This window comes from Faecalibacterium prausnitzii (genome assembly GCF_003287405.1).
GTDB classification, from domain to species: Bacteria; Bacillota; Clostridia; order Oscillospirales; family Ruminococcaceae; genus Faecalibacterium; species Faecalibacterium intestinale.
Genome location: NZ_PRLD01000002.1, coordinates 25,880 through 48,761 on the forward strand (window position 1 = coordinate 25,880; position 22,882 = coordinate 48,761).

The following is a 22,882-nucleotide window of genomic DNA, read 5'->3' on the forward strand; positions in this document are numbered from 1 at the left end:
GATATGACCAATATGAATGTGATTCCTGTGTCGCAGGATTCGTATATCGTTAATGGCTGCAAAGTGAAAATCACTTATGCAGAAGATGGTGACAGCATGGAGGTTCTTCAGAAACTGATTCATGATACCCTCTGCGAGGAAGCCAAGAATTGCAGTTGAACCGACATCCTTGCAACAAGGATAGTCCAGCACTAAAATAATGGTACAGTTGATGCAGCAACCAATTCAAACAAACGAGTGTGCGCACAGTATCGTTGTTTTAGTTTTACATAAGGAGTAACAACGATGAAAAAACGTGTATATACCTTATACCGTGTTTCGACCATTGGACAGGTCGAAAAGGATGACATACCCATGCAAAAAGAAGCCTGCCACGAATTTGCAGAACGGCAGGGCTGGGAAATCGTCAAGGAGTTTTCCGAAAAAGGCGTTTCCGGTTTTAAGAAATCTGCAAAAGACCGCGATCAGCTCCAGCTGCTTCAGCAGGCGGCTGCTGCCGGAGAGTTTGATGTTCTGCTGGTGTTCATGTTTGACCGTCTGGGTCGGCGTGACGACGAAACGCCCTTTATCGTGGAATGGTTCACGAAGCAAGGGGTCGAGGTCTGGAGCGTAAATGAAGGTCAGCAACGTTTTGATTCCCATGTCGATAAGCTGATGAACTATATCCGCTACTGGCAAGCATCCGGCGAGAGCATCAAGACCTCTATCCGTACTCGCACCCGTATAGAACAGCTTACGGAAGAAGGTCACTACACTGGCGGCATTGTAGCTTTTGGTTACAAGCGTGTCCAGAAAGGCCGCTTGAACAAAAAGAACCAAGCTGTCTGCGATTTGGAAATCAACGAGGAAGAAGCCGCCGTGGTGCGACTGATCTTTCAGAAGTATGTTTATGAGGGATACGGCGCAAAACGGATCTGCAACTATCTTGTCGAACACAATATTATGGGGCGCAATGGAAAGAACATCCCTAATATTACGATTGGCAGGATGATTCGTAACAAAGGATACACGGGTTATCTTATCAATGGCAACGTTGAAAAAGAATGCCCTGAGTTGCGGATCATCGAGCCGGAAGTATTTGAAAAAGCTCAGGAACTGCGGGATGCCCGCCGCAGAGAAAAGGGTGAGGACGCAGATTCGTACAGTCCTCATGCTTTGCTTTGTGGTAAAGTGTTCTGTGCCCACTGCGGCAATCGTTTGAATATTACCAGCAGCGGACGCACTCGGCTTCGGGCAGATGGTACTGTCGTAAAAGAAAAGCGTTATCGTTATAGCTGCAACTTTAATGTTCGGCATCCGGGGCAGTGCGATGGACAGTCCGGTTATGGTGTGACGACACTGGACGCAGTTGTAGAAAGCATCGTGTGCATGAAGTTTGAAGAAATTCTGGAGTGCTCCAAGAGCAATCTTCTGGAAGAAATGCGGCGTAAAGATTTGGATGCTGCCAAAAAGGAAGCAACTCGTTGGAAAGAGGAAGTCCAGACCAAGGTTGACGAACAGGATGCGTTAAAAAAGGAAATGATTCGTGTCATCCAAGGAACAAGCGGACTCGACCGCGAGATGATCCAGCAGATGGTCAATGAAAACAAGGAAGCACTGCTTACCGCACAGACCAATCTGGCAGACTCGGAAAAGAAGTTGAAGGAAATCGAGGAGCAGAACCAGAAGGCTGAACGTAATTGCAGTGATTTATTCACATGGGCAAGCACCTATAAGGGAGCCAGTTTTGAAAGGCGTCAGGCTATTTTGAAACAGTTTATCAAAGAAGTGCGTGTCGGACGCGACTATAATATCGAGATCGTTCTCAATGTACCGCTGGACGAATTTGAGGAGTTCAAGCGTCACGCAGCATCGGCCGGACGGGGCAAAAATCAGAAAAACAAGTCGCAAAATCCTCAAAAAGTTGGGCGTTGTGCATCAAATGCCGGAATCGTCGTTTTAGACAAAACAGCAGGTGAAACCATAAGCATTGTGCCTAAAAATGCTGCACACGCGATTTTGCGCTGTTAAGACGAATGATGCACGATTTTGCGAAGAATAGCAAAAAGAAACGCCGTATCGTGTTAAACGATACGGCGTTTTATGGACTCGAAGGGAGTCGAACCCTCGACCTTTCGGATGCGAACCGAACGCTCTCCCAACTGAGCTACGAGCCCACAAAAAAGCACCCAATTTCTAATGGAGGCAAATGAGCTATAACACCAGATCGGGAATGCAACGCTTGCTCTCCCAGCTGAGCTATAGGCCCATGATGATGACGCTGATAGTGTACCGCGTTTTAGGGCGTTTGTCAAGCAGTTTTGGAGAGCATGAGCGGAGACTTACAACCGGCCAAGCTGCCAGAAGGCTACGGCGCTGGCGGCGGCTACGTTGAGGGAATCCACCCCATGGGACATGGGGATCTTTACGGTGTAATCGCAGGCGGCGATGGTGCTGCCTGCCAGCCCATCGCCCTCGGTGCCCAGCACGATGGCAAGCTTTGGCTCGGCGGCAAGAGCGGGGTTGTCAATGCTGACCGAGCGGTCGCTCAGCGCCATGGCAGCGGTCTTGAAGCCCAGCGCGTGGAGCTGGGCGCTGCCGTTTTCCGGCCAGTCGGCAGGGCAGGTGCCGATCTGCGCCCACGGCACCTGAAACACGGTGCCCATGCTCACCCGCACCGCGCGGCGGCACAGCGGGTCGCAGCAGGAGGGGGTGATGAGCACGGCATCCATGTTCAGCGCGGCAGCGCTGCGGAAGATAGCGCCCACGTTGGTGGAATCCACGATGCCTTCCAGTACAGCCACCCGGCGGGCGTGAGCACAAACCTGCTCCACCGTGCGGGGCGCAGGGCGGCGGAAGGCGCACAACACGCCCCGGGTCAGCGCAAAGCCGGTGAGCTGTGCCAGCAGTTCCCGGTCGGCGGTGTACACCGGCACATCGCCGCAGCGGGTCAAGATCTCCTGTGCCGGGCCGGTGATCTGCCTGCGCTCCATCAGCAGGGAAAGGGGCTGATATCCGGCGTCCAGCGCCCGGGCGATCACCTTGGGGCTTTCGGCGATAAAAATGCCCTTTTCCGGCTCCAGCCGGTTGCGCAGCTGCGCCTGCGTGAGCCGGGCGTAGATGTCCAGTTCCGGGGCGGTAAGGTCGGTGATCTCGTGAATGACAGGCATGGAAACGCTCCTTCAAAACAGATTTTTCCTTATTGTAGCACAAGCCGGGGCAGAATGCAAAATCCCTGCTGCACACAGAACACAGCAGGGATTTGAATGCAGAAGGAAAAGCAGCCGCTTACTCAGAGCGCAGCGCCTTGACGGGGTTGCTCTTTGCGGCGCTGCGGGCGGGGATCAGGCCGCCCAGCATGGTAAGCAGGGTGGCCAGAACGATCAAAATCAGCGCACCCAGCGGCGGCAGAGCGGCCACCACATTGGCGTTCCCGGCAAGGTGGTGGATCAGCATATTGCCGGGGATCAGCAGCACAAGGCAGAGCACCACGCCCATTACGCCGGAGCACAGGCCGATGATAAAGGTTTCGGCGTTGAACACCTGCGAGACATTGTGTTTGGAAGCACCGATGGCACGCAGGATGCCGATCTCCTTGCGGCGTTCCAGCACGCTGATATAGGTGATAATGCCGATCATGATGGAGGACACCACCAGCGAGATGCCCACAAAGGCAATGAGCAGGTGGCTGACCATGCTGATGATCTCGGTGACCGAGGTCATCAGGGTGCCTACCATGTCGGTGTAAAGGATCACCTTGTCCTCTTCGCCCTGCTGCCGCATGGCGGCGTTGTAGGCGTCCAGCTCGTCCACGATCAGCGCTTTGGTATCAAAGCTGTTGGGGTAGATATAAATGCAGTCGGGCTTGGCGTAGTCTATATAGCCGATGCTGCTCAGAACACTGTCGTAGCTGGAAGCGGAGGAGAGCAGGGTGCTCCTGATCAGATCGGTAAGGTCGGAGCCGGTCATGTTAAGCTGGATCGCGTTCTGGAAGGCAGCAGGATCGACCTTGAGGGCGCTTTCCACCTGCCCGCTCAGCTGCGCAATGTTGCTTTGAATCGCCTGTGCGATCTTCTGCTCCAGCTGTCCTGCCAGCTGCTGGATGGCGGGGCCGATCTGGCTTTGTACGGCAGCAGTAAGCTGGGTCTGCAATGCCTCGCCCAGCTGGGTGGAGTAGGTCTCCATGACAGCCTGCATATTCTGCTGCAGCACATCGGCAAACTGCTCCTCCAGCCCGGAGTCCTCCAGCAGATCCCCGATGGATTCCGACAGCAGCTTCTGGAAGGCTTCAGTTTTCATATAGGAGGAAAAGCCCAGCTTGTCCAGATTCAGCAGACCATTGCTGATGAGATAGCGCTTGTAGCCATTCATGATCTTTTTCATCAGCTCCTGCAGCGCATCCTGCGAAAGGTGCAGCTCTACACCATCGAACAGCTCCCGCATATCCATGTCCGGCAGGGGCAGTTCGCTCAGATCCAGCTGGAAGCTGGAGGGGTCGATGAGGGTGGAAAGGTCAAAGGAGCCATCTGTCAGGTCAAAGGCGCCGCTCAGGTCAAAATGCAGGGCACTGGTATCGAACTGAAAAGCATCCTTGAGGGCATCCGTGTCCACAGAGAACAGGGAGGCGATGTCCAGCACAGTGCCGCCGGCAGCGCCAAAGGGCTCGCCGGTCAGCACGTTCGTGTCCGGGTCGGCCAGCTGCTGGCGCACGATGGCGCTGTCGGCAGCCTGATCGATCACATGATAGGTCAGCTCATGCAGATAGTCCAGCCCGGTGTACAGGATGGCAGAGGTGGCATCAGCCTTGGGCTGAACAACGCCCACAACGGTCAGCTCCTCGCTGTCGGCCACGACCTGCTGCATATAATCGGCATCGGCCTGCTTGTTCAGCCAGAGCTTGTGTTCGGCATCATAGGTGTAGCAGTCGGCTTTGTTGACCAGCCGGAAGGTCTTGCCGAGAAACTCTTCGTAGGTGTAGGTGCCGTAATCATCGGGCAGATCGACCAGCTGGTTGCTGGCGTACTGCTGCAGGATCTTATCCAGCTCTGCCTGATCCCGCATTCCCATGGCGTATAGGGCATAGTCCGAAATGCTGCCGTTGGCGCTCAGCACCAGCACCAGCTCATTGTACTTTTCCGGCCAGCGGCCGGCTTTTACGTCGTACTGATCCTCATATAGGGCAGGGGTCTCGGCCATTTCGCCGAACACATGGGGACTGGATACCGAGGTGAGCAGACTGGATACCGAGGTGTTCTGACCGGCAAGGTCAGTAAAGGTGGTGTCCGGGTTCAGCTTATGCACCGTGCCGTCTGCGTCCTGCCGGTAGATCAGCGGGGAAGCGTTGTAGGTGTATTCCACCGTGGCATTATCCCGGATGGAACAGGCGTCGCTGTCCAGATAAGCCTTCAAAGAGCGCAGGTCATTGGTGGCAGCGCCGATATTCAGCTGTGCCAGCATCTGCCGGACCGTCACCATGCCCTCCGGGGCGGGGGCAGAGCCAAGCGCGTCGGCATGGGTGCTGGGGTCCAGCAGGCTGGTCAGATCCATGCCGGAGCTGCTGATCTGCAGCGGATAAGAGGCCAGCGTGGAACGCTCCGTTTCGCTGATATAGCGGTTTACACCGTTGGAAAGCGAAAGGATCAGCGCAATACCGATGATGCCAATGGAACCGGCGAAGGCGGTGAGCAGGGTGCGCGCCTTTTTGGTGAGCAGGTTGTTGAAGCTGAGGGAAAGGGAGGTGAGCAGGGACATGGAAGAGTGCCCCATGTTCCGGTGCACGGGGGCTGCGCAAACAGCATCGTCCTCGGGCTCGTAGGGCATGGAGTCGGAGCAGATGACGCCGTCCTTCAGCGTTACGATGCGGGTGGCGTAGCGCTCGGCCAGCTCCGGGTTGTGGGTGACCATGACCACCAGCCGGTCACGTGCCACCTCCTTGAGCAGCTCCATCACCTGAAGGCTGGTCTCACTGTCCAGAGCGCCGGTGGGCTCGTCTGCCAGCAGGATATCGGGGTTGTTCACCAGCGCACGGGCAATGGCTACCCGCTGCATCTGTCCGCCGGACATCTCACTGGGGCGCTTGTGCAGCTGGTTGCCCAGTCCCACCTGCTCCAAAGCCTTGGCGGCACGGCGGCGGCGCTCGGCCTTGGAAACGCCCGAGATAGTCAGTGCCAGCTCCACGTTGCCCAGCACGGTCTGGTGAGGGATCAGGTTATAGCTCTGGAACACAAAGCCGATGGTGTGGTTCCGGTAGGAGTCCCAGTCGCGGTCAGTATACTTTTTGGTGGAGATGCCGTTGATGATAAGGTCGCCGCTGTCGTAGCGGTCCAGACCGCCGATGATGTTCAGCAGCGTGGTCTTGCCGGAGCCGCTGGGCCCCAGAATGGCCACAAATTCGTTATCCCGGAGGTTCAGACTGACGTTGTTCAGTGCGTGCTGCACCAGCTCGCCGGTCTTGTATTCCTTGTTGATCTGTTTGAGTTTGAGCATAGATGTGCCTTTCCGGTACCGCGCCGCCGGGCGCTGAGCCTATGGATCAAAGTAGGTGAGAGTTACAGACAATATATAATTTATTATAGCAAAATCTTGTGAATAAACCATGACAAGATAAAGCAGGAAGGACAAAGCCGGCGTTTATCTGCGTGTATAGGACAAAAAAGAGAAAACGGAAAAAGATACCGGTTGAATTTACGGGGTGAACGTGCTATTCTAAAATTGTCAGCGGCGCACGGAACAAAACACGGACACCCATTGCGCCGCATGAAAAATGTGTCGGAATTGAAAAACTGACGACACATTTCTGAAAAGCCGCATAAACCAGACATGGACAAACATTTCTTTAGGATTGTAACAGCTTCTCCTGCTCCATACAATAAAAAAGGACATTCAAGGCAAAAAAGCAATGCCCTTGCGGTAAGGAGGAACTGAAATGGAACGTACATTTTCACCCATGATCCGGCAGTATTCTGCCATTGATGGCTTGCAGAAGGCGTATACGCTGGTGTATGCCATGGAGGTGGAGGGCGCACAAGGCTGCCGACTGACCTTATGCAGGCTGGGCAACCGACAGCGGGTGGACAGTCAGTATGTTGCGGCTGCGCCGGAATTCTGCTATCGGATCCTGCGCTATCTGTGCGAGAATGGAGTTCAGCCGGAGATCTGGCAGGACGTTGTCACAGAGCTGACGGCTGTCGACCCGGCAGGAGGGAAAGGCGGCGCTTGGTGTGAACAGTGAGCGAACAGCCCAGCTGCGGGTTGCCCTTGCAAGCTATGATCTGAAGGAACTCCGTGTTCAAAAGCGCTATCTGCAGGAACAGGGAAGCGCCATTGAATGTACCTGCTTTTGCAGCGGGGAAAAGCTGCTGCAGCGGCTGCAGCAGGGTGCCCGCTGCGATGCCGTGGTGCTGTGCAGTGAGCTGGCGGATATGTCTATGGAGCAGTTTGTCCGGCAGCTGTATCAGCTGAAGGAAAGGCCGGTGCTGCTGGTGCAGTGTGCAGGCCGACGCAGAGCTGCGGTGCTGCCGGAAGGCTGCGACCGCTGTTACTGCGTAGAAGGCACTGAGCTGAAAAGGCTGCTGTGGCAGCTTTACCGTATGCCGGGCCAGCAAAACCAGCAATTGGAGCAGCAGTGCGGCCAGCTGTACGAGACATGGGGCATCTCACGTGCAGACATCAATGCCAGATACCTCACCTGTGCGGTCAGCATTGTGTGCAGCACCAGCCAGAAGCTGGCGATCCGCAAGGAGATCCTGCAGGCGGTGAGCGAGCAGTTTGAAGCATCGGTCACTGCGGTGGACAGCGGCATCCGCCGCATGGTGGATCAGCTGGAAGCAAGGCCGGGGCCTGCATGGCTGGCGTTTAAAGCCGATACGGGGCTGGGCAGCGGCAAGCCCACCACCGGCAAGCTGATCTATGCGGTCAGAAGTGCTGTGCTCCGGCAGAAAACAGATAAATAAGTGGTGTCCCGGGAGGCAGAGCAATGAAGCAGCAAAGGACAGACGCGAGGTCACTTACGGCGGATCAGCAAAAGCGGATCGAGGAGGTCTGCTTTCGCTCGCTGGCGCTGATCGGACACAACTGTGAATATCTGGAACAGCATTTTGACCGCACCGGTGCAGATGAGTCTACCCGGCAGGCAGTGGCGGATATCAACGCCGCTGCTGTGAAGCTGGACCGCACCCTCAGCGAAGCTATGACTTTGCTGGAGTTTCTGCGCGGGGACGAAAAGCCGCAGCTGTATCCGGTCGATCTGTGTGATCTGCTGCGGCAGGTGGCGGCGCAGGCTGATATGATCCGGGCGCAGCTTGGGGTGGAGATCCATCTGGATTACGGCGGGTGGACCTCCTGCTGTGCGCTGGCAGACCGCAGCGATGCAGAGCTGCTGTGTCTGCATCTGCTCTCCAATGCACTGCGTGCCAGCCGGGAGGGCGGCAGTGTCAATATTGCGCTGCGCCGCACCCAGACGGCATGGCTGCTGACCTTTACCGATGATGGCTGCGGCCTGCCCGGCGAAGATGCGCAGGCGGCGCTGGAAAACCGCCGCAGCTTTCTGGGCGGGGCACAGTTGGGGCTGCTGCTCTGTCAGGAGTGCTGCCGCAGGATGGGCTGGAGCCTGCAGCTGGAGCCTGCGCCTGAAAAGGGCACCAGAGCGGTGGTAAGCATTCCGCTGTATGCGGGCGAAAGCCGTCCCGACGGCACAGTGGAGCTGCGCACCGACACGGAGACCGAGCAGGAGCAGCGCCGGTATCATCTGCGCGCTATGCTGGTGCGGGAGATGCGCACCATGCCGGAGCGCGGAGACCCGGAGAAGGAGCTTTAATAATGTAGAGGGGCTGCTGCACAGCGTTTTGTGCGGCAGCTTTTTTTGAGGGAAAAAACGACACTTGTTCACAAAAAGTTCAGCCTTTTGAGCAAAAAATACTATTTTTTTCGTGTAAAATAGACAACATGGATTGAATGCTGCCCGCGATTGGATTATAATAATAGTGTATGCAAAAACGCATTTACTGCATTTTTTATAGCGAATGCTGCTTAAAAACAGCGTAGCTGCGCGATGCGGGCTGCTGAAAAGAGAAAGCTGCCGTTGCACACCTTTGCTGCAAACGGCTGTTTGCCATGGCAGCCGGGGCGTTACGCTCCGGTTATTTGTCCTTAGGAGGGAAAACAAGGTGAGAGTAGGTCTTGACATCGGCAGTACCACCATCAAGTGTGTGGTGCTGGGCGAGCATGATGAACTGCTGTATTCTACATACGAACGACATTATAGTCATATTCTGGAAAAGGCGCAGGAGCTGCTGCGGCGCATTGATGCCGAGCAGCTGCATGGCTGCAAGGCGCTGCTCAGCATCTCCGGTTCTGCCGGTATGGGCTTGGCAGACAGCTGCGGCGTGCCCTTTGTGCAGGAGGTGTTCTCCACCCGCGTGGCGGTCAAGCGCTTTATGCCTAAGACCGACTGTGTCATCGAGCTGGGCGGTGAGGACGCCAAGATCCTGTTTCTGACCAACGGCACCGAGGTGCGCATGAACGGTAGCTGCGCCGGCGGCACCGGTGCCTTCATCGACCAGATGGCCACCCTGCTGAAGATGAGCGCCGATGAGATGAACAAGGCTGCCGAACAGGCGCAGCGCACCTATACCATCGCTTCCCGCTGCGGCGTGTTTGCCAAAAGCGATGTGCAGCCTTTGATCAATCAGGGTGCCCGCACCGAGGATATCGCCGCCAGCATCTATAAGGCGGTGGTCAACCAGACCATCGCCGGTCTGGCGCAGGGACGCCCCATCAAGGGCAACATCCTTTATCTGGGCGGCCCGCTCACCTTCAGCACCGTGCTGCGCAAGAGCTTTGACGAAGCGCTGAACGTGACCGGCACCTGCCCGGAAAACAGCCTGCTGTATGTGGCGCTGGGCGCTGCCCTATATGCCGATAAGGAATTTGTGCTCACCGAGGTAGCCGCTGCGCTGGACAGGTACGCCGCTACCGCTACCTATGCCAGCGAGCCGCCGCTGTTTGCCAGCAAGGAGGAGTACGAGACCTTCCATGCACGGCATATGTCCCACAGTGTGCCCCGCGTGGCTTTTAGTGCCCACTGCGGGCCGGTGCATATCGGCATCGACTCCGGCTCTACCACCGTCAAGCTGGTGGTGGTGGACGAAAAGAGCCAGATCCTGTACACCAATTATCAGCCCAACCTCGGCAACCCGCTGCCCCTCATCCGGGAACAGCTGCTCAAGATCTATAAGGAGCACCCGGGGCTGCAGGTAGCGAGCGTCACCACCACCGGCTACGGCGAGGAACTGGTGAAAAACGCCTTCCGCTGTGATTACGGTCTGGTGGAAACGGTGGCGCATTTTACCGCTGCCAAGTACTTTATGCCGGACGTGGATTTCATCATCGACATCGGCGGACAGGACATGAAGTGCTTTAAGATCGAGGATGGCGCGATCAGCAACATCTTCCTGAACGAAGCCTGTTCCTCCGGCTGCGGCAGCTTTTTGCAGACCTTTGCACAGGCACTGGGCTATGATGTCAAGGAGTTCGCTGCGCTGGGGCTGTTCGCGGACCGCCCGGTGGACTTGGGCAGCCGCTGCACCGTGTTCATGAACAGCTCGGTCAAGCAGGCACAGAAGGACGGTGCCAGCATCGAGAATATCTCCGCAGGCCTGTCCATCAGCGTGGTCAAGAACGCGCTGTACAAGGTGATCCGCGCTTCCAGCCCGGAAGAGCTGGGCCGCAAGATCGTGGTGCAGGGCGGTACCTTCTATAATGAAGCCGTGCTCCGCGCCTTTGAAAAGGAGATGGGCGTGGAGGTCATCCGGCCGGATATCGCCGGCTTGATGGGCGCTTACGGCGCTGCTTTGTACGGCCTGCGCCAGAGCCATAAAAATAACCAGACCACCTCTGCCATGATGGACGAGCAGGAGCTGGAAAGCTTTGCACAGCAGGTGGTCAGCGTCAAGTGCGGCGGCTGCGGCAACCATTGCCAGCTGACCGTCAACACCTTTGCCGATGGCCGCAAGTTCATCTCCGGCAACCGCTGCGATAAGCCCGTTACCGGCAAAAGCGAGGATAACAGCCTGAACCTGTACGCCTACAAGCAGCAGCTGCTGGCCAGCTACAAGCCTGTGCCCGGCAAGCGCGGCTCCATCGGCATCCCGCTGTGTCTGGGCTTCTACGAACTGCTGCCCTTCTGGTACGCCTTCTGGACGAGCCTTGGCTTTGCGGTGCACACCAGCCCGGTGTCCACCCGCGGGCTGTATCTGGCCGGACAGGCTACCATCCCCAGCGATACCGCCTGCTTCCCGGCAAAGCTGAGCCACGGCCACATCAAGGCGCTGAGCCAGATGCAGCTGGACGCCATCTTCTACCCCTGCCTGACCTACAATGTGGACGAAGGCTTGGGCGATAACCACTATAACTGCCCGGTGGTGGCCTATTACCCGGAGGTTCTGGCAGGCAACTGCCCGGAGCTGGAGGGCAAAAAGTTCATCTATGATTATGTGGGCATCCATCGCCCCAAGGACTTTGTGCACAAAATGGCAAAAGAGGTGCTGCCCAAGTACTTTGGCGGCATCTCCGAGCGGGAAGTGCAGGCCGCAGCCGATGCTGCCTACGCGGAGTACGAAGCACACATGGCAAAGATCCGAGTAAAGGGCAGCGAGATCATCGACGAGGCACGCCGTCAGGGCAAGCGCATCATCGTGCTGGCAGGTCGTCCCTACCATGTGGACCCGGAGGTCAACCACGGCATTGACCACCTGATCACCCGCCACGGGGCTGCGGTGGTCACCGAGGACAGCATCTCTAACCGAGTGCAGAAGTTCCCCACCAGCGTGCTGAACCAGTGGACCTACCACAGCCGCCTGTATGCCGCCGCCAAGTACTGCACCACCCAGAAGGATATGGATCTGGTGCAGCTGGTGTCCTTCGGCTGCGGTGTGGATGCCATTACCACCGACGAGACCCGAGAGATTTTGCAGCGGGGCAATAAGCTGTATACCCAGCTGAAGATCGATGAGATCACGAACCTCGGTGCCGTGAACATCCGCCTGCGCAGCCTGTTTGCCGCACTGGACGAGCGGGACGAAGCCGCCGCAGAAAAGGCAGAGTAAAAGAAACCTTGAGATAGGCTGAAAGGCTTCCCCCGGCGGGGGAAGTTTTTGCGGGGACTATCTTGTTTAGAGTAACATAGGAGGAACCTATGGAATATCATTATCCTAAATTTACCCCGGAGATGAAAAAGACCCACACCATCCTGATCCCCAACATGGCCGTGACCCAGTTCCGGCTTATGGAGTACGCACTGCGCTGCGAAGGCTATAAGTGTGAGCTGCTGGGCAACTGCGGCAGTGCCGTGGCACAGCTGGGGCTGAAGTATGTGCATAACGATACCTGCTACCCGGCGCTGCTGGTCATCGGCCAGTTTCTGGATGCGCTGAACAGCGGCAAGTATGATCTGGAGCACACCGCCCTGCTGATCACCCAGACCGGCGGCGGCTGTCGTGCCTCCAATTACATCCATCTGCTGCGCAAGGCGCTGGTCAAGGCCGGTTACCCGCAGATCCCGGTGGCAAGCCTGAACTTTTCCGGTCTGGAAAAGGACAGCGGCTTCCAGATGACCCTCCCGCTGGCACGCAAGTGCATCGCCTGCATCTTCTACGGTGATATGCTGTGTGCGCTGCGCAATCAGGTTGCCCCTTACGAGAACGAAAAGGGTGCCGCCGACCGCATGGTGGATCGCTGGATCGCCCGTCTGGGTCGTGCCCTGCTGGCCGGAAAGGGCTTTACTTCCCGGGAAATGAAGCACACCTTCCCGCTCATCGCCAAGGACTTTGCCGCCATCCCGGTCACCCGGGTGCCCAAGGTCAAGGTGGGCGTTGTGGGCGAGATCTACGTCAAGTACAGCCCGCTGGGCAACAACGATCTGCAAAAATTCCTTGAAAGTCAGGACTGCGAGGTGAACTTCCCCGGCTTGATGGGCTTTGTGCAGTACTGCGCTTTCAACATGGGCGAGGATCATGTGCTGTACGGCGGCAAGCTGGCTGTAAAGGTGGGCACCGACCAGTTCCTCAACTGGTTGGACAGCGTGGAGCGTGCCATGCTCAAGGCCGAGACGGACGCCGGGTTCTATGCGCCGGGCCCCTTCAAGGAGCTGGTGGAAAAGCCCAAGGGGGTTATCTCGCTGGGCGCAAAAATGGGCGAGGGCTGGCTGCTGACCGCCGAGATGATCGAGCTGGTGCAGGGCGGCTACGGCAACATTGTGTGTGCGCAGCCCTTTGGCTGCCTGCCCAACCATATCGTGGGCAAGGGCATGGTGAACAAGATCCGTGCGCTGTACCCCAGCGCCAACATCACCCCCATCGACTACGACCCCAGCGCCACCCGGGTCAATCAGGAAAACCGCATCAAGCTGATGCTGGCTGTGGCAAAGGAGCGGCTGAACGCCCCTGTGGAAGCTCAGCCGCTTACGGCAGAGCAGCTTGCCGGCGGCGCTCCTCAGGTCGGCGCTACCGTGTAACAAAAGCAAATACGATAAAAACAGGGGAGCCGCTGCACGGCATTTTTACGCAGCAGCTCCCTTTTTGCAGGAAAGGAACCGCCATGGAAAAGCCCGCAGCTGCCTGTTATCATCTGCCCGGCCTGTTCGAGTTTTACGAGTTGTACCGCCGTTTTTTGCCGCTGTACCGGGAACACCGGGAATATTTTTACGACTGGTGCGCCATCGGCTCTATCTACGGCGCACCGGCGGGCTGCATCTGGGGCGGGGGACGCATCTCCTGCGGCGGGACGGCTGCGCGCGAGGTGCTGGCGCTGCTGCGGGAATACGGCATCTCCGGGCGGCTGACCTTCAGCAACTCCCTGCTGCGGGCTGAGCACCTTGCCGACCCGCAGTGCAACGCCCTGTGTGAGCAGTTTGCAAAAGGCGGCAGTGTGCCAAACGGCGTTATCGTCCATTCCGATTTGCTGGCGGATTATCTGCAACAGCGCTGGCCGGAGCTGTATCTGGTTTCCTCCACCACCAAGGTGCTCACCGATTTTGCGCAGCTGCGGCAGGAACTGGAAAAGCCGCAGTTCCGGTATGTGGTGCCGGATTTCCGGCTGAACCCGGCACTGGAACAGCTGCGCACCCTGCCGCCGGAGCAAAAAGCCAAGGTAGAGTTTTTGTGCAACGAGTGCTGCTGGTTCGGCTGCACAGAGCGCAAGCGCTGCTACGAGACGGTCAGCCGTCAGAATCTGGGCGAGGACTGCCCGGACCACCGCTGCGCCGCCCCGGATGCTGCCGGGGGCTATCGCTTTTCCAAGGCGATGCGCAGCCCCGGATTTATCGGGGTGGAGGATATCCGGCAGCGGTATCTGCCCGCAGGTTTTTCCCACTTTAAAATAGAGGGCAGGGGACTTGGCAGCGCACTGGTGCTGGAATTTCTGCTCTACTACATGACAAAGCCGGAATACCAGCTGCAGGTGCGGGAGACAATTTATCTGGACAATATGCTGGATCTTTTTTAAGAAAATCGCACCGGGCAGACCGTTTTCTGTCCGGTGCTGTTTTTTGCCTGCGGGATTTATACCGGAAAACTTTCTTTTCCCGGCAAAGCGTGCTACAATAAATGAGAAACTTTTTTATAGGAGCAGTGCATGGAAACAACGCAAAAACAGATCGTACTGGGCATTCTGGCCCATGTGGACTCCGGCAAGACCACCCTCTCCGAGGCCATGCTCTACCGCGCCGGTGCTATCCGCAAGCTGGGGCGGGTGGATCACGGAGACGCCTTTCTGGATACCGACAGCTTGGAAAAAGCACGCGGCATCACCATCTTTTCCAAGCAGGCGCTGCTTACGGCGGGCAATACTGCCATTACTCTGCTGGATACCCCCGGCCATGTGGATTTTTCCACCGAGACTGAGCGCACCTTGCAGGTGCTGGACTACGCCGTGCTGGTGGTCAGCGGAACGGACGGCGTGCAGAGCCATACCGAAACGCTGTGGCGGCTGCTGCGGCGCTACCATGTGCCCACCTTTGTATTTGTGAATAAAATGGACCTGCCCGGCATGACCCGGGAACAGCTGCTCACCCAGCTGAACCACCGCCTTGGCGAGGGCTTTGTGGATTTTGGCGCAGAGCCTGCCGCCCGCAACGAAGCACTGGCGCTGTGCGATGAACAGCTGATGGAGAAAATGCTGGATGCAGGCACCCTGACCGATGCAGACATTATCCCCGCAGTTGCCCGGCGGCACGTTTTTCCGTGCTGGTTCGGGGCGGCACTGCGTCTGGACGGAGTGGATGCACTTCTGGATGGGCTTGACCGCTGCACCCGCCCCGCACCGGCGCTGCACGCCTTTGGTGCAAGGGTGTTCAAGGTATCACAGGATGAGCAGGGCACCCGCCTGACATGGCTGCGGGTCACCGGCGGGGAGCTGAAGGTAAAGGCTCTGCTTACCGGCGAAGCAGACGGCGAGCCGTGGGCAGAAAAAGCGAACCAGCTGCGGCTGTACTCCGGCGCAAAGTATACCCTGACCGAGGTCATCGGCCCGGGACAGGTGTGTGCCGTGACCGGCCTGACCCACGCAAAGCCCGGCATCGGGCTTGGGGCAGAGCGGGACAGCGATGTGCCGGTGCTGGAACCGGTGCTCAGCTATCAGGTGCTGCTGCCGGAGGGCGCGGACGTACACGCTGCACTGGCCAAACTGCATCGGCTGGAAGAGGAAGAGCCCCAGCTCCATGTGGTGTGGAACGAAAGCTTGGGCGAGATCCATGTGCAGCTGATGGGCGAGGTGCAGCTGGAGGTGCTGCGCAGCCTGCTGGCAGAGCGGTTCGGGCTGGAAGTATCCTTTGGCCCGGGTGGCATTTTGTATAAGGAGACCATCACCGAGCCCATGGAGGGCGTAGGCCATTACGAGCCGCTGCGCCACTATGCCGAGGTGCATCTGCTGCTGGAACCGCTGCCCCGGGGCAGCGGGATGCAGTTTGCCGCCGACTGCCGGGAAGAGGTTCTGGACAAAAACTGGCAGCGGTTGGTATTGACCCATCTGGAAGAAAAACAGCACCTTGGCGTTTTGACCGGCGCACCGTTGACCGATGTGAAAATCACTCTGCTCACCGGCAAAGCGCACCTCAAGCACACCGAGGGCGGCGATTTCCGGCAGGCTACCTACCGTGCCGTGCGGCAGGGGCTGATGCTGGCAAAAAGCCAGCTGTTAGAGCCGTGGTATGCCTTCCGGCTGGAAGTGCCGGTGGAGAACATTGGCCGCGCCATGAGTGATATCCAGCGCATGGAGGGCAGCTTTGACCCGCCGGAAAGCGGCACCGACACGGCTACCCTGACCGGCTTTGCGCCGGTATCTACCATGCGCAGCTACCCCATGGAAGTGGTCAGCTACACCCGCGGCAGGGGACACCTGAGCCTGACGCTGGACGGCTACCGCCCCTGCCACAACGCGCGGCAGGTCATTGCAGAGAGCGGCTATCAGCCGGAGCATGATCTGGAAAACCCCGCAGATTCCGTGTTCTGCGCCCATGGTGCCGGCTTTGTGGTGCCGTGGAGCGAGGTGCGCAGCCATATGCACGTTGAAAGCGGCTGGGGCAAGGCAAAGCCTGCCCGCCCGGAGGTGCAGGCTGCGCCCCAGCGCCGTGCCATGGCTTACCGCGCCACGCTGGAAGAGGATGCCGAGCTGCTCAAGATTTTTGAGCGCACCTACGGCCCCATCAAGCGGGACCCGCTGGCGGCTTTCCGTCCGGTGCAAAAGACCGAACGCCCGGATTTTGCCGCCGAACAGTGGGAAATTGCCCCGGAGTATCTGCTGGTGGACGGCTACAACATCATCTTTGCGTGGGACGAGCTGAATGCGCTGGCAAAGGAAAGCTTAGACACTGCCCGCCATCGGCTGATGGACATCCTGTGCAACTATCAGGGCTACCAGAAATGCGTGCTCATTCTGGTGTTCGATGCCTACCGCGTGCCCGGCAGCCCGGGTGCCATTGAGCAGTACCACAACATCCATGTGGTCTATACCAAGGAAGCCGAGACCGCCGATATGTTCATCGAGCGGGTCACCCACGAGATCGGCAAAAGCCGCCGCGTCCGGGTGGCGACCTCGGACGGCATGGAGCAGGTCATTATCCTTGGTCACGGCGCGCTGCGCGTGTCCGCCCGGATGTTTCACGAGGAAGTGCAGAACGTGGAAAAGCAGATCCGCGCCCTTGTGCAGGGACAGGCGTAATGCCGCCCCTGATTTTGAGAGAATGCATTTGCAGCGGCCTATTGGCCGCTGCAAATGCTAAATCTAAAATAATTATTCCGCTAGAAATGCCCAGAGCAACGCGGAGGGCATTCAAATCGTTCCACTGGAGGTGCACCCATGGCTGTGGAAATTACCGAAGAATTTGTCTGGCAGAGCATCCCGCCCCGTGCCCGGGACAGCCATAAGGGCACCTTTGGCAGCGTGCTGGCGGTGGCGGGCAGTGCCTTTTACCGGGGTGCTGCGCTGCTGGCAGCCGAGGGTGCACTGCGCACCGGGGCAGGCATCGTTACCCTTGCCAGTGTGGAACCGGTGGTCAGTGCCGCCGTCACCCGCCTGCCGGAGTGCTGTCTGTGTCCCTGTAAGGAGGGCGCACAGGGCGGCATTGCGCCGGAAAATGTGCCGCTGCTCCGGCGGCAGAAGGCTACCGTGCTGTTGCTGGGGCTCGGCCTTGGCGGCACAGCGCAAAGCGCTGCCCGGGCTACCGAGACCCGCACGCTGGTGCAGCAGCTTCTGCCCGGCTTTGCCGGGGCTGCGGTGCTGGACGCAGACGGCCTGAACGCCGCCGCCCAGCTGCTGGCCGAGGGCAAGCCCTTCCCCCACCCAGCGGGAGAACTGGTAGTCACCCCGCACCCCGGCGAGATGGCGCGGCTGACCGGGTTTTTGGCGGCAGAACTTGCCGCCGACCGGGAAGGCATTGCCCTGCGGTATGCCAAAGAATGGAACGCCGTGGTGGTGCTGAAAGGGGCACACACCGTGGTGGCAAGCCCGGACGGGCGGGTGTGCGTGAACCCCACCGGCAACCCGGGGCTTGCCCGGGGCGGCAGCGGGGATGTGCTGGCGGGGATGCTGGCGGCGCTGCTGGCCTGCGGTCTGCCCGCTTACGAAGCCGCTGCCTGTGCGGTATACCTGCACGGTGCCGCCGCCGACCGCGCCGCTGCAAAGCGCGGCGAGTACGGGATGCTGCCCCACGATATCCTGCCGGAGCTGGGCGCACTGTTTGCGGAAAACCAGAGATAAACGAGAAAAGCGGCAGCTGCACAAAACGCCGTGCAGCTGCCGCTTTTTGGGGTAAAACGATTTGGAATGCCCTCCGCTTGCGCTCTGGGCATATTCAGCGGAATGATTATTATAATTTGTGGTTCAGAAACGTCTGCGGACGTTTCTGAACCACTTTTTCACGATAGGGGTCGTGATGGGAAACGGCAGTTACAGCGCTCGTTTCCTGCGGAAACGGTTGCGCTGTAATAGAACCATGCAGATTCAACCCGGTGAAAATGGAATGCAGAATGTCCGCCGGATTTAGCGGAACTGGCTGAGATATTCCTCCACCGAGCGGGTCATCTCCTTGGAAAAATCGGAGTTATACTTGCGGTTGCAGAAGGCGGTGCACCACTGCTCAAAGGGCGCGTTGCCAGCCTTGTAGCCAAAGGCATCCCGCAGCTCCGCGCCGTCCATGGTGCGGTAGCCGTTTTCGTGCACGATGTGCTCCATGGCGCAGCGCTGGGGCTTTACGCGGTCTTTCTGCTGCTGGGTGGGCCAGCCGAACACCAGCATCACCGCCGGGAACACATAGTCCGGCAGATGCAGCAGGCTGCGCTGGGTTTCGCAGTTCTCCATGATATCCCCGATGTAGCACGAGCCGATGCCAAAGCTTTCGGCGGCGACTACGGCGTTCTGGGCGGCAATGGCGGCATCCGTGACTGCCAGCATCAAATCGCCCACACCCGGGGTGCGGGGCGTGCAGCCGACCTCTAAGTAGGCATCGTACCACTTTTTGCAGTCGGCGCAGAACACCAGCACCAGCGGCGCTTTGGCAATAAAGGGCTGGTGGTCGCAGCTTTCGGCCAGCACTTCCTTCAGTGCCGGGTCGGTGACGTCTAAAATGGTATACAGCTGCTGACAGCCCGCAGAGGGCGCCTGTGTGGCAGCTTCTAAAATGGCCTGCTTCATCTCGGCAGGAATGGGCTTTTCTTCATACACCCGCACCGACTTGCGGTCGAACAGGCTTTGCAGGATAGGATTGCGCTCGGTCATGGGAACACCTCCGTGTTGTGTTTATTCATAGTCGATGGGCAGGGTGGGCAGGCCGTTCAGTTCCAGCCCGGCGGTGTGCCCGGCAATGTACTGGTAGTAGCCCTGTGCAGCAATCATCGCGCCGTTGTCGCCGCAGAACTTCAGTTCCGGCAGGTAGACCTTTGCACCCAGCTTCTGGGCACCGTCATTCACCAGCTGACGCAGACGGCCGTTGGCGGCTACGCCGCCGGCAAGGCACACCTGCTTTGCCCCGGTATCGGCAGCGGCAAGCAGCAGTTTTTCGGCCAGAATGCCCGCAATGCGCTCCTGAAAGCTGGCAGCAAGGTCGGGTACGTTCACTTCCTCGCCCTTCATCTGCGCCTTGTTCACCTCGTTGAGTACGGCGGTCTTTAAACCGGAAAAGCTCACGTTATATTTGCCCTCCACATGGGGCACCGGCAGACGGTAGGCCTTGGGGTCGCCGGTCTTGGCGGCAGCGGCTACGCTGGGGCCGCCGGGGTAGGGCAGACCCAGCGTGCGGGCTACCTTGTCAAAGGCTTCGCCCGCAGCATCGTCTACGGTGTGCCCCAGAATGTGGTAGTGGGTGTAGTCCTGCACTTCTACGATATGGCTGTGCCCGCCGGAGGCCACCAGACACAAAAAGGGCGGCTTGAGTTCCGGGTGGGTCAGATAGAGCGCGGCGATGTGTCCCCGCAGATGGTGCACCGGCACCAGCGGCTTGCCCGCCGAGTAGGCCAGCCCTTTGGCAAAATTTACGCCCACCAGCACCGCGCCGATAAGCCCCGGCGCAAAGGTGACGGCCACGGCGTCCACATCGTCTATGGTCTTGCCGGCGTCCAGCAGGGCTTTTTTGACCGTAGCACTGATAAATTCGCAGTGGCGGCGGCTGGCGATTTCCGGCACAACACCGCCGTACAGCGCCTGCTCCTTGACGCTGGTGGAGATGACGTTGCTCAGCAGATGCCGCCCGTCCTCCACCAGTGCAGCGGCGGTCTCATCACAGGTAGACTCGATTCCGAGAATGATCATTTTAGTGTGCCTCCAGCCAGTTTTTGCCTGCGTGCACATCGGTGCTCAGGGGCACCGCGTACTGTACGCAGCCTTCCATTTCCTCCCGCAGGATGCGGGCGGCCTGCTCGGCCTCTGCCTCCGGGGCCTCCACGATCAGTTCATCGTGGACAGTCAGGATCAGGCGGCTTGCCATCTTTTCGTCCCGCAGGCGCTTCCACACCCGCACCATGGCCAGCTTGATCACGTCCGCAGCGGTGCCCTGAATGGGGGTGTTGCGGGCCATACGCTCGCCGCTGGCGCGCACGTTGAAGTTTGTGCTGGCCAACTCCGGCAGGGTGCGGCGGCGGCCGAACAGGGTGGACACATAGCCGTTTGCCTTGGCGTCCGCGATGGTCTTGTCCATATAGCCGCTCACGCTGGGGAAAGCCGCCAGATAGTTCTTGAGGAAGGCGTCTGCCTCCTTCACAGTCACGCCGATATCCTTGGAAAGGCTGTACGCGCCCTTGCCGTACATGATGCCAAAGTTGATGGCCTTGGCAGAGGAGCGCAGCCGTGGCGTCACCTCGCTCTGCGGAATGCCGTAGATCTTGGCGGCGGTGCTGCGGTGGATATCCTCACCGTTCAAAAAGGCCTGTTGCATATGTGCGTCCCCGGTGATATGCGCCAGAATGCGCAGCTCGATCTGGCTGTAATCCGCGTCCACCAGCACGCAGCCCGGCTTTGCAACAAAGTAGGCGCGCAGCTGGCTGCCCAGCTCGGTGCGGATGGGGATATTCTGCAGGTTGGGATTATCGGAGGAAAGCCGTCCGGTGCGGGCTTCGGTCTGGTTGAAGGTGGAGTGGATGCGCCCGTCCTCGCCAATGACCTTGAGCAGACCCTCCACATAGGTGGAGTTCAGCTTCTGGTAGGCGCGGTACTGCAAAACGTCCTCCACCAGCGGGTACTCGCGCAGGCTTTCCAGCGTTTCGGCGTCGGTGGACCAGCCGCGCTGGGTCTTTTTGCCGTGGGGCAGACCCATGGTGTCGAACAGCATCTCGCCCAGCTGCTTGGGGCTGTTGGGGTTGAAGGTGGCGCTGCCGGTCTCCATGTGGATGCGGGTCAGCACCTGCTCCAGCTCCTCCCGCAGCTTTACGCCGAACTGCTCGATGCCGTCCTTATCCACCAGCACGCCGGTGCGGGTCATATCGGCCAGCACCTGTGCCAGCGGGAACTCGATCTCGTTGTACAGTGCATCCTCGCCGCAGGCGGTGATCTCGGCCTTCATCCGGGCAAACAGGTCGGCCAGCCGCCCGGCGTCCGGGTAATCGGTGCAGGTAAAGGCGGCAGCGGCCTTGTAGGCGGGGATCAGTTCGCTGATCTGGTACTTGGAGGCAGAGGCGTCCAGCAGATAGGCGGCCAGCTTGCCGTCCCAGACGATGCTGCTGCCCCAGCCGCCGGCAGCCATGGCTTTGGCGTAGAGGGGCGCGGAGTTGAACACATCCAGCGTCACATCGGCGTTGTCCAGCAGCCGCACTAGGTCGGCATCTTCCAGCGGATAGACGGTGGTATCCTGTACGGCGTACCAGCTTTCCGGCTGCAATACCACGTTGCGGGTGCCCTGCTTGCCGGTAACGGCGGGGCGGGCAGCCACCAGATAATGCCCGGCGGGGGTCAGGGGCAGGGGAGCAAGCTCGGCTTCCGGCAGCTCCACAGCCTGCTCCTCGGCGGCTTCCGGCGCTACGCCGTCCAGCCCGAACCGGGGGATCAGGGAGTGGATCTCCAATTCCTGCAAAAGCCGCACAGCGGCAGGCTTGTTGCCCTCGCCCACGGTGTAGGACCCCTCGGCGGTGTCGATGGGAGCGTCGGTGCGGATGGTGCCCAGTGTGTGGCTCAGCTCGGCCATGGGCTTATCTTCTAACAAGTGCTCCCGCTGCTTGGGCTTGATGCGCTTGTCATCAATGTTCTGGTACACGCCCTCCAGCGAGCCGAAAGTCTGCACCAGCGAAAGGGCGGTCTTTTCGCCGATGCCCTTCACGCCGGGGATGTTATCCGAGGTGTCGCCCATCAGGCTCTTCACCTCAATAAGCTGCTTAGGCGCAAGGCCGTACTTTTCCTGAATGGCATCCTCGTCCATCACCACGGTCTTGCTGCGCCCCATCACGGTAGCAGCCAGCAGTACGGTGGTGCTCTCGCTCACCAGCTGCAGGCTGTCGCGGTCTCCGGTGGCAAGGAAGCAGTCGTCCTTCCGGGCGGCGCAGGCAGCAGCCAGTGTGCCCAGAATATCGTCCGCTTCCCAGCCCTCGGCGGTAACGGTGCGGTAGCCAAGGTCTGCCAGCAGCTGCTTGAGCACCGGCATCTGCTGCGCCAGTTCCTCGGGCATGGCGTGGCGGGTGGCCTTGTAGCCATCGTACATTTTATGCCGGAAGGTGGGAGCTTTCAGGTCAAAAGCCACGGCCACCTCGTCCGGCTGGCACTCCTTGAGCAGGGAGAGCAGAATGTTCAAAAAGCCATAGATGGCGTTGGTGTAACGTCCGTCCTTGGTGGTCAGCAGCTTGATGCCGTAAAAAGCGCGGTTGGCAATGCTGTTGCCGTCAATGACCAGTAAACGCATAATGCAGTTCCTCCGTTGCGTAATTTCACATCTTAT

Annotated in this window: 15 protein-coding genes and 1 tRNA gene; 10 read left to right on the top strand and 6 right to left on the bottom strand. The window is 58.9% G+C overall.

The annotated features are described in order from the left end of the window. Nucleotides 1-3: 3 nt before the first annotated feature. Nucleotides 4-159 carry a hypothetical protein gene (locus tag C4N24_RS15275; protein WP_005922167.1) on the top strand — a complete coding sequence of 52 codons (156 nt, stop codon included), beginning with the start codon at nt 4-6 and terminating at the stop codon, nt 157-159. Between the two features lie 126 nt (nt 160-285). After that, nucleotides 286-2,010: a recombinase family protein gene (locus tag C4N24_RS02540; RefSeq protein WP_112090196.1), complete on the top strand. Its 1,725-nt coding sequence runs from the start codon at nt 286-288 to the stop codon at nt 2,008-2,010. Between the two features lie 73 nt (nt 2,011-2,083). On the opposite strand, the gene C4N24_RS02545 is transcribed toward C4N24_RS02540, so the two are convergent. The 3 genes from C4N24_RS02545 to C4N24_RS02555 all read right to left on the bottom strand — a co-directional run bounded on the left by C4N24_RS02545 (nt 2,084) and on the right by C4N24_RS02555 (nt 6,465). Beyond that, nucleotides 2,084-2,156, bottom strand: a tRNA-Ala gene (locus C4N24_RS02545). A gap of 165 nt (nt 2,157-2,321) precedes the next feature. Next, complete coding sequence (locus C4N24_RS02550; RefSeq protein ID WP_112090197.1) at nt 2,322-3,149, bottom strand: TrmH family RNA methyltransferase; 828 nt, start codon at nt 3,147-3,149, stop codon at nt 2,322-2,324. A 118-nt stretch (nt 3,150-3,267) separates the two neighbouring features. Next, nucleotides 3,268-6,465: an ABC transporter ATP-binding protein/permease gene (locus C4N24_RS02555; protein WP_112090198.1), complete on the bottom strand. Its 3,198-nt coding sequence runs from the start codon at nt 6,463-6,465 to the stop codon at nt 3,268-3,270. A 439-nt stretch (nt 6,466-6,904) separates the two neighbouring features. On the opposite strand from C4N24_RS02555, the gene C4N24_RS02560 reads away from it, so the two are divergent. The 8 genes from C4N24_RS02560 (at nt 6,905) to C4N24_RS02595 (ending at nt 18,228) form a co-directional block, all read left to right on the top strand. Continuing rightward, on the top strand, nt 6,905-7,210 hold the full coding sequence (locus C4N24_RS02560) for a hypothetical protein (RefSeq protein ID WP_242983169.1): 306 nt from the start codon (nt 6,905-6,907) through the stop codon (nt 7,208-7,210). Continuing rightward, nucleotides 7,200-7,931 carry a response regulator gene (locus C4N24_RS02565; protein ID WP_112090200.1) on the top strand — a complete coding sequence of 244 codons (732 nt, stop codon included), beginning with the start codon at nt 7,200-7,202 and terminating at the stop codon, nt 7,929-7,931. The genes C4N24_RS02560 and C4N24_RS02565 overlap by 11 nt, the downstream gene beginning before the upstream one ends. A gap of 23 nt (nt 7,932-7,954) precedes the next feature. Beyond that, the gene (locus C4N24_RS02570; RefSeq protein WP_112090201.1) at nt 7,955-8,794 is read left to right on the top strand and encodes a sensor histidine kinase; all 840 of its coding nucleotides are present in this window, start codon (nt 7,955-7,957) and stop codon (nt 8,792-8,794) included. A 349-nt stretch (nt 8,795-9,143) separates the two neighbouring features. Continuing rightward, complete coding sequence (locus C4N24_RS02575; RefSeq protein WP_112090202.1) at nt 9,144-12,083, top strand: acyl-CoA dehydratase activase; 2,940 nt, start codon at nt 9,144-9,146, stop codon at nt 12,081-12,083. Between the two features lie 89 nt (nt 12,084-12,172). After that, on the top strand, nt 12,173-13,489 hold the full coding sequence (locus tag C4N24_RS02580) for a 2-hydroxyacyl-CoA dehydratase (protein WP_112090203.1): 1,317 nt from the start codon (nt 12,173-12,175) through the stop codon (nt 13,487-13,489). Nucleotides 13,490-13,572: 83 nt separating this feature from the next. After that, entirely contained in the window at nt 13,573-14,478 is a 906-nt protein-coding gene (locus C4N24_RS02585; protein WP_112090204.1) for a hypothetical protein, read from the top strand. A gap of 129 nt (nt 14,479-14,607) precedes the next feature. Next, nucleotides 14,608-17,190, top strand: coding sequence for a translation factor GTPase family protein (locus C4N24_RS02590; protein WP_112090205.1), 2,583 nt, complete (start codon nt 14,608-14,610; stop codon nt 17,188-17,190). 138 nt (nt 17,191-17,328) lie between these two features. Next, entirely contained in the window at nt 17,329-18,228 is a 900-nt protein-coding gene (locus C4N24_RS02595) for an NAD(P)H-hydrate dehydratase (RefSeq protein ID WP_112090206.1), read from the top strand. 282 nt (nt 18,229-18,510) lie between these two features. Here C4N24_RS02595 and C4N24_RS02600 read toward each other — a convergent pair whose 3' ends face one another. The 3 genes from C4N24_RS02600 to polA are packed head-to-tail and all read right to left on the bottom strand — an operon-like array spanning nt 18,511 to nt 22,846. After that, nucleotides 18,511-19,245, bottom strand: a complete 735-nt coding sequence (locus C4N24_RS02600) for a nitroreductase family protein (RefSeq protein ID WP_112090207.1) — start codon at nt 19,243-19,245, stop codon at nt 18,511-18,513. 21 nt (nt 19,246-19,266) lie between these two features. Beyond that, a complete protein-coding gene (tsaD, locus tag C4N24_RS02605; RefSeq protein WP_055186061.1) occupies nt 19,267-20,274 on the bottom strand; it encodes a tRNA (adenosine(37)-N6)-threonylcarbamoyltransferase complex transferase subunit TsaD in 1,008 nt (335 codons plus the stop codon). A gap of 1 nt (nt 20,275) precedes the next feature. Next, complete coding sequence (polA, locus tag C4N24_RS02610) at nt 20,276-22,846, bottom strand: DNA polymerase I (RefSeq protein WP_112090208.1); 2,571 nt, start codon at nt 22,844-22,846, stop codon at nt 20,276-20,278. Nucleotides 22,847-22,882 lie beyond the last annotated feature (36 nt).

What these genes read in the sequence shown, in the direction of transcription:
- C4N24_RS02540 (WP_112090196.1), top strand. Translation starts at nt 286, where the DNA reads ATGAAAAAACGTGTATATACCTTATACCGTGTTTCGACCATTGGACAG.
- C4N24_RS02550 (WP_112090197.1), bottom strand. Translation starts at nt 3,149, where the DNA reads ATGCCTGTCATTCACGAGATCACCGACCTTACCGCCCCGGAACTGGAC.
- C4N24_RS02580 (WP_112090203.1), top strand. Translation starts at nt 12,173, where the DNA reads ATGGAATATCATTATCCTAAATTTACCCCGGAGATGAAAAAGACCCAC.
- C4N24_RS02600 (WP_112090207.1), bottom strand. Translation starts at nt 19,245, where the DNA reads ATGACCGAGCGCAATCCTATCCTGCAAAGCCTGTTCGACCGCAAGTCG.
- C4N24_RS15275 (WP_005922167.1), top strand. Translation starts at nt 4, where the DNA reads ATGACCAATATGAATGTGATTCCTGTGTCGCAGGATTCGTATATCGTT.
- polA (WP_112090208.1), bottom strand. Translation starts at nt 22,846, where the DNA reads ATGCGTTTACTGGTCATTGACGGCAACAGCATTGCCAACCGCGCTTTT.
- tsaD (WP_055186061.1), bottom strand. Translation starts at nt 20,274, where the DNA reads ATGATCATTCTCGGAATCGAGTCTACCTGTGATGAGACCGCCGCTGCA.
- C4N24_RS02570 (WP_112090201.1), top strand. Translation starts at nt 7,955, where the DNA reads ATGAAGCAGCAAAGGACAGACGCGAGGTCACTTACGGCGGATCAGCAA.
- C4N24_RS02595 (WP_112090206.1), top strand. Translation starts at nt 17,329, where the DNA reads ATGGCTGTGGAAATTACCGAAGAATTTGTCTGGCAGAGCATCCCGCCC.
- C4N24_RS02560 (WP_242983169.1), top strand. Translation starts at nt 6,905, where the DNA reads ATGGAACGTACATTTTCACCCATGATCCGGCAGTATTCTGCCATTGAT.
- C4N24_RS02585 (WP_112090204.1), top strand. Translation starts at nt 13,573, where the DNA reads ATGGAAAAGCCCGCAGCTGCCTGTTATCATCTGCCCGGCCTGTTCGAG.
- C4N24_RS02590 (WP_112090205.1), top strand. Translation starts at nt 14,608, where the DNA reads ATGGAAACAACGCAAAAACAGATCGTACTGGGCATTCTGGCCCATGTG.
- C4N24_RS02555 (WP_112090198.1), bottom strand. Translation starts at nt 6,465, where the DNA reads ATGCTCAAACTCAAACAGATCAACAAGGAATACAAGACCGGCGAGCTG.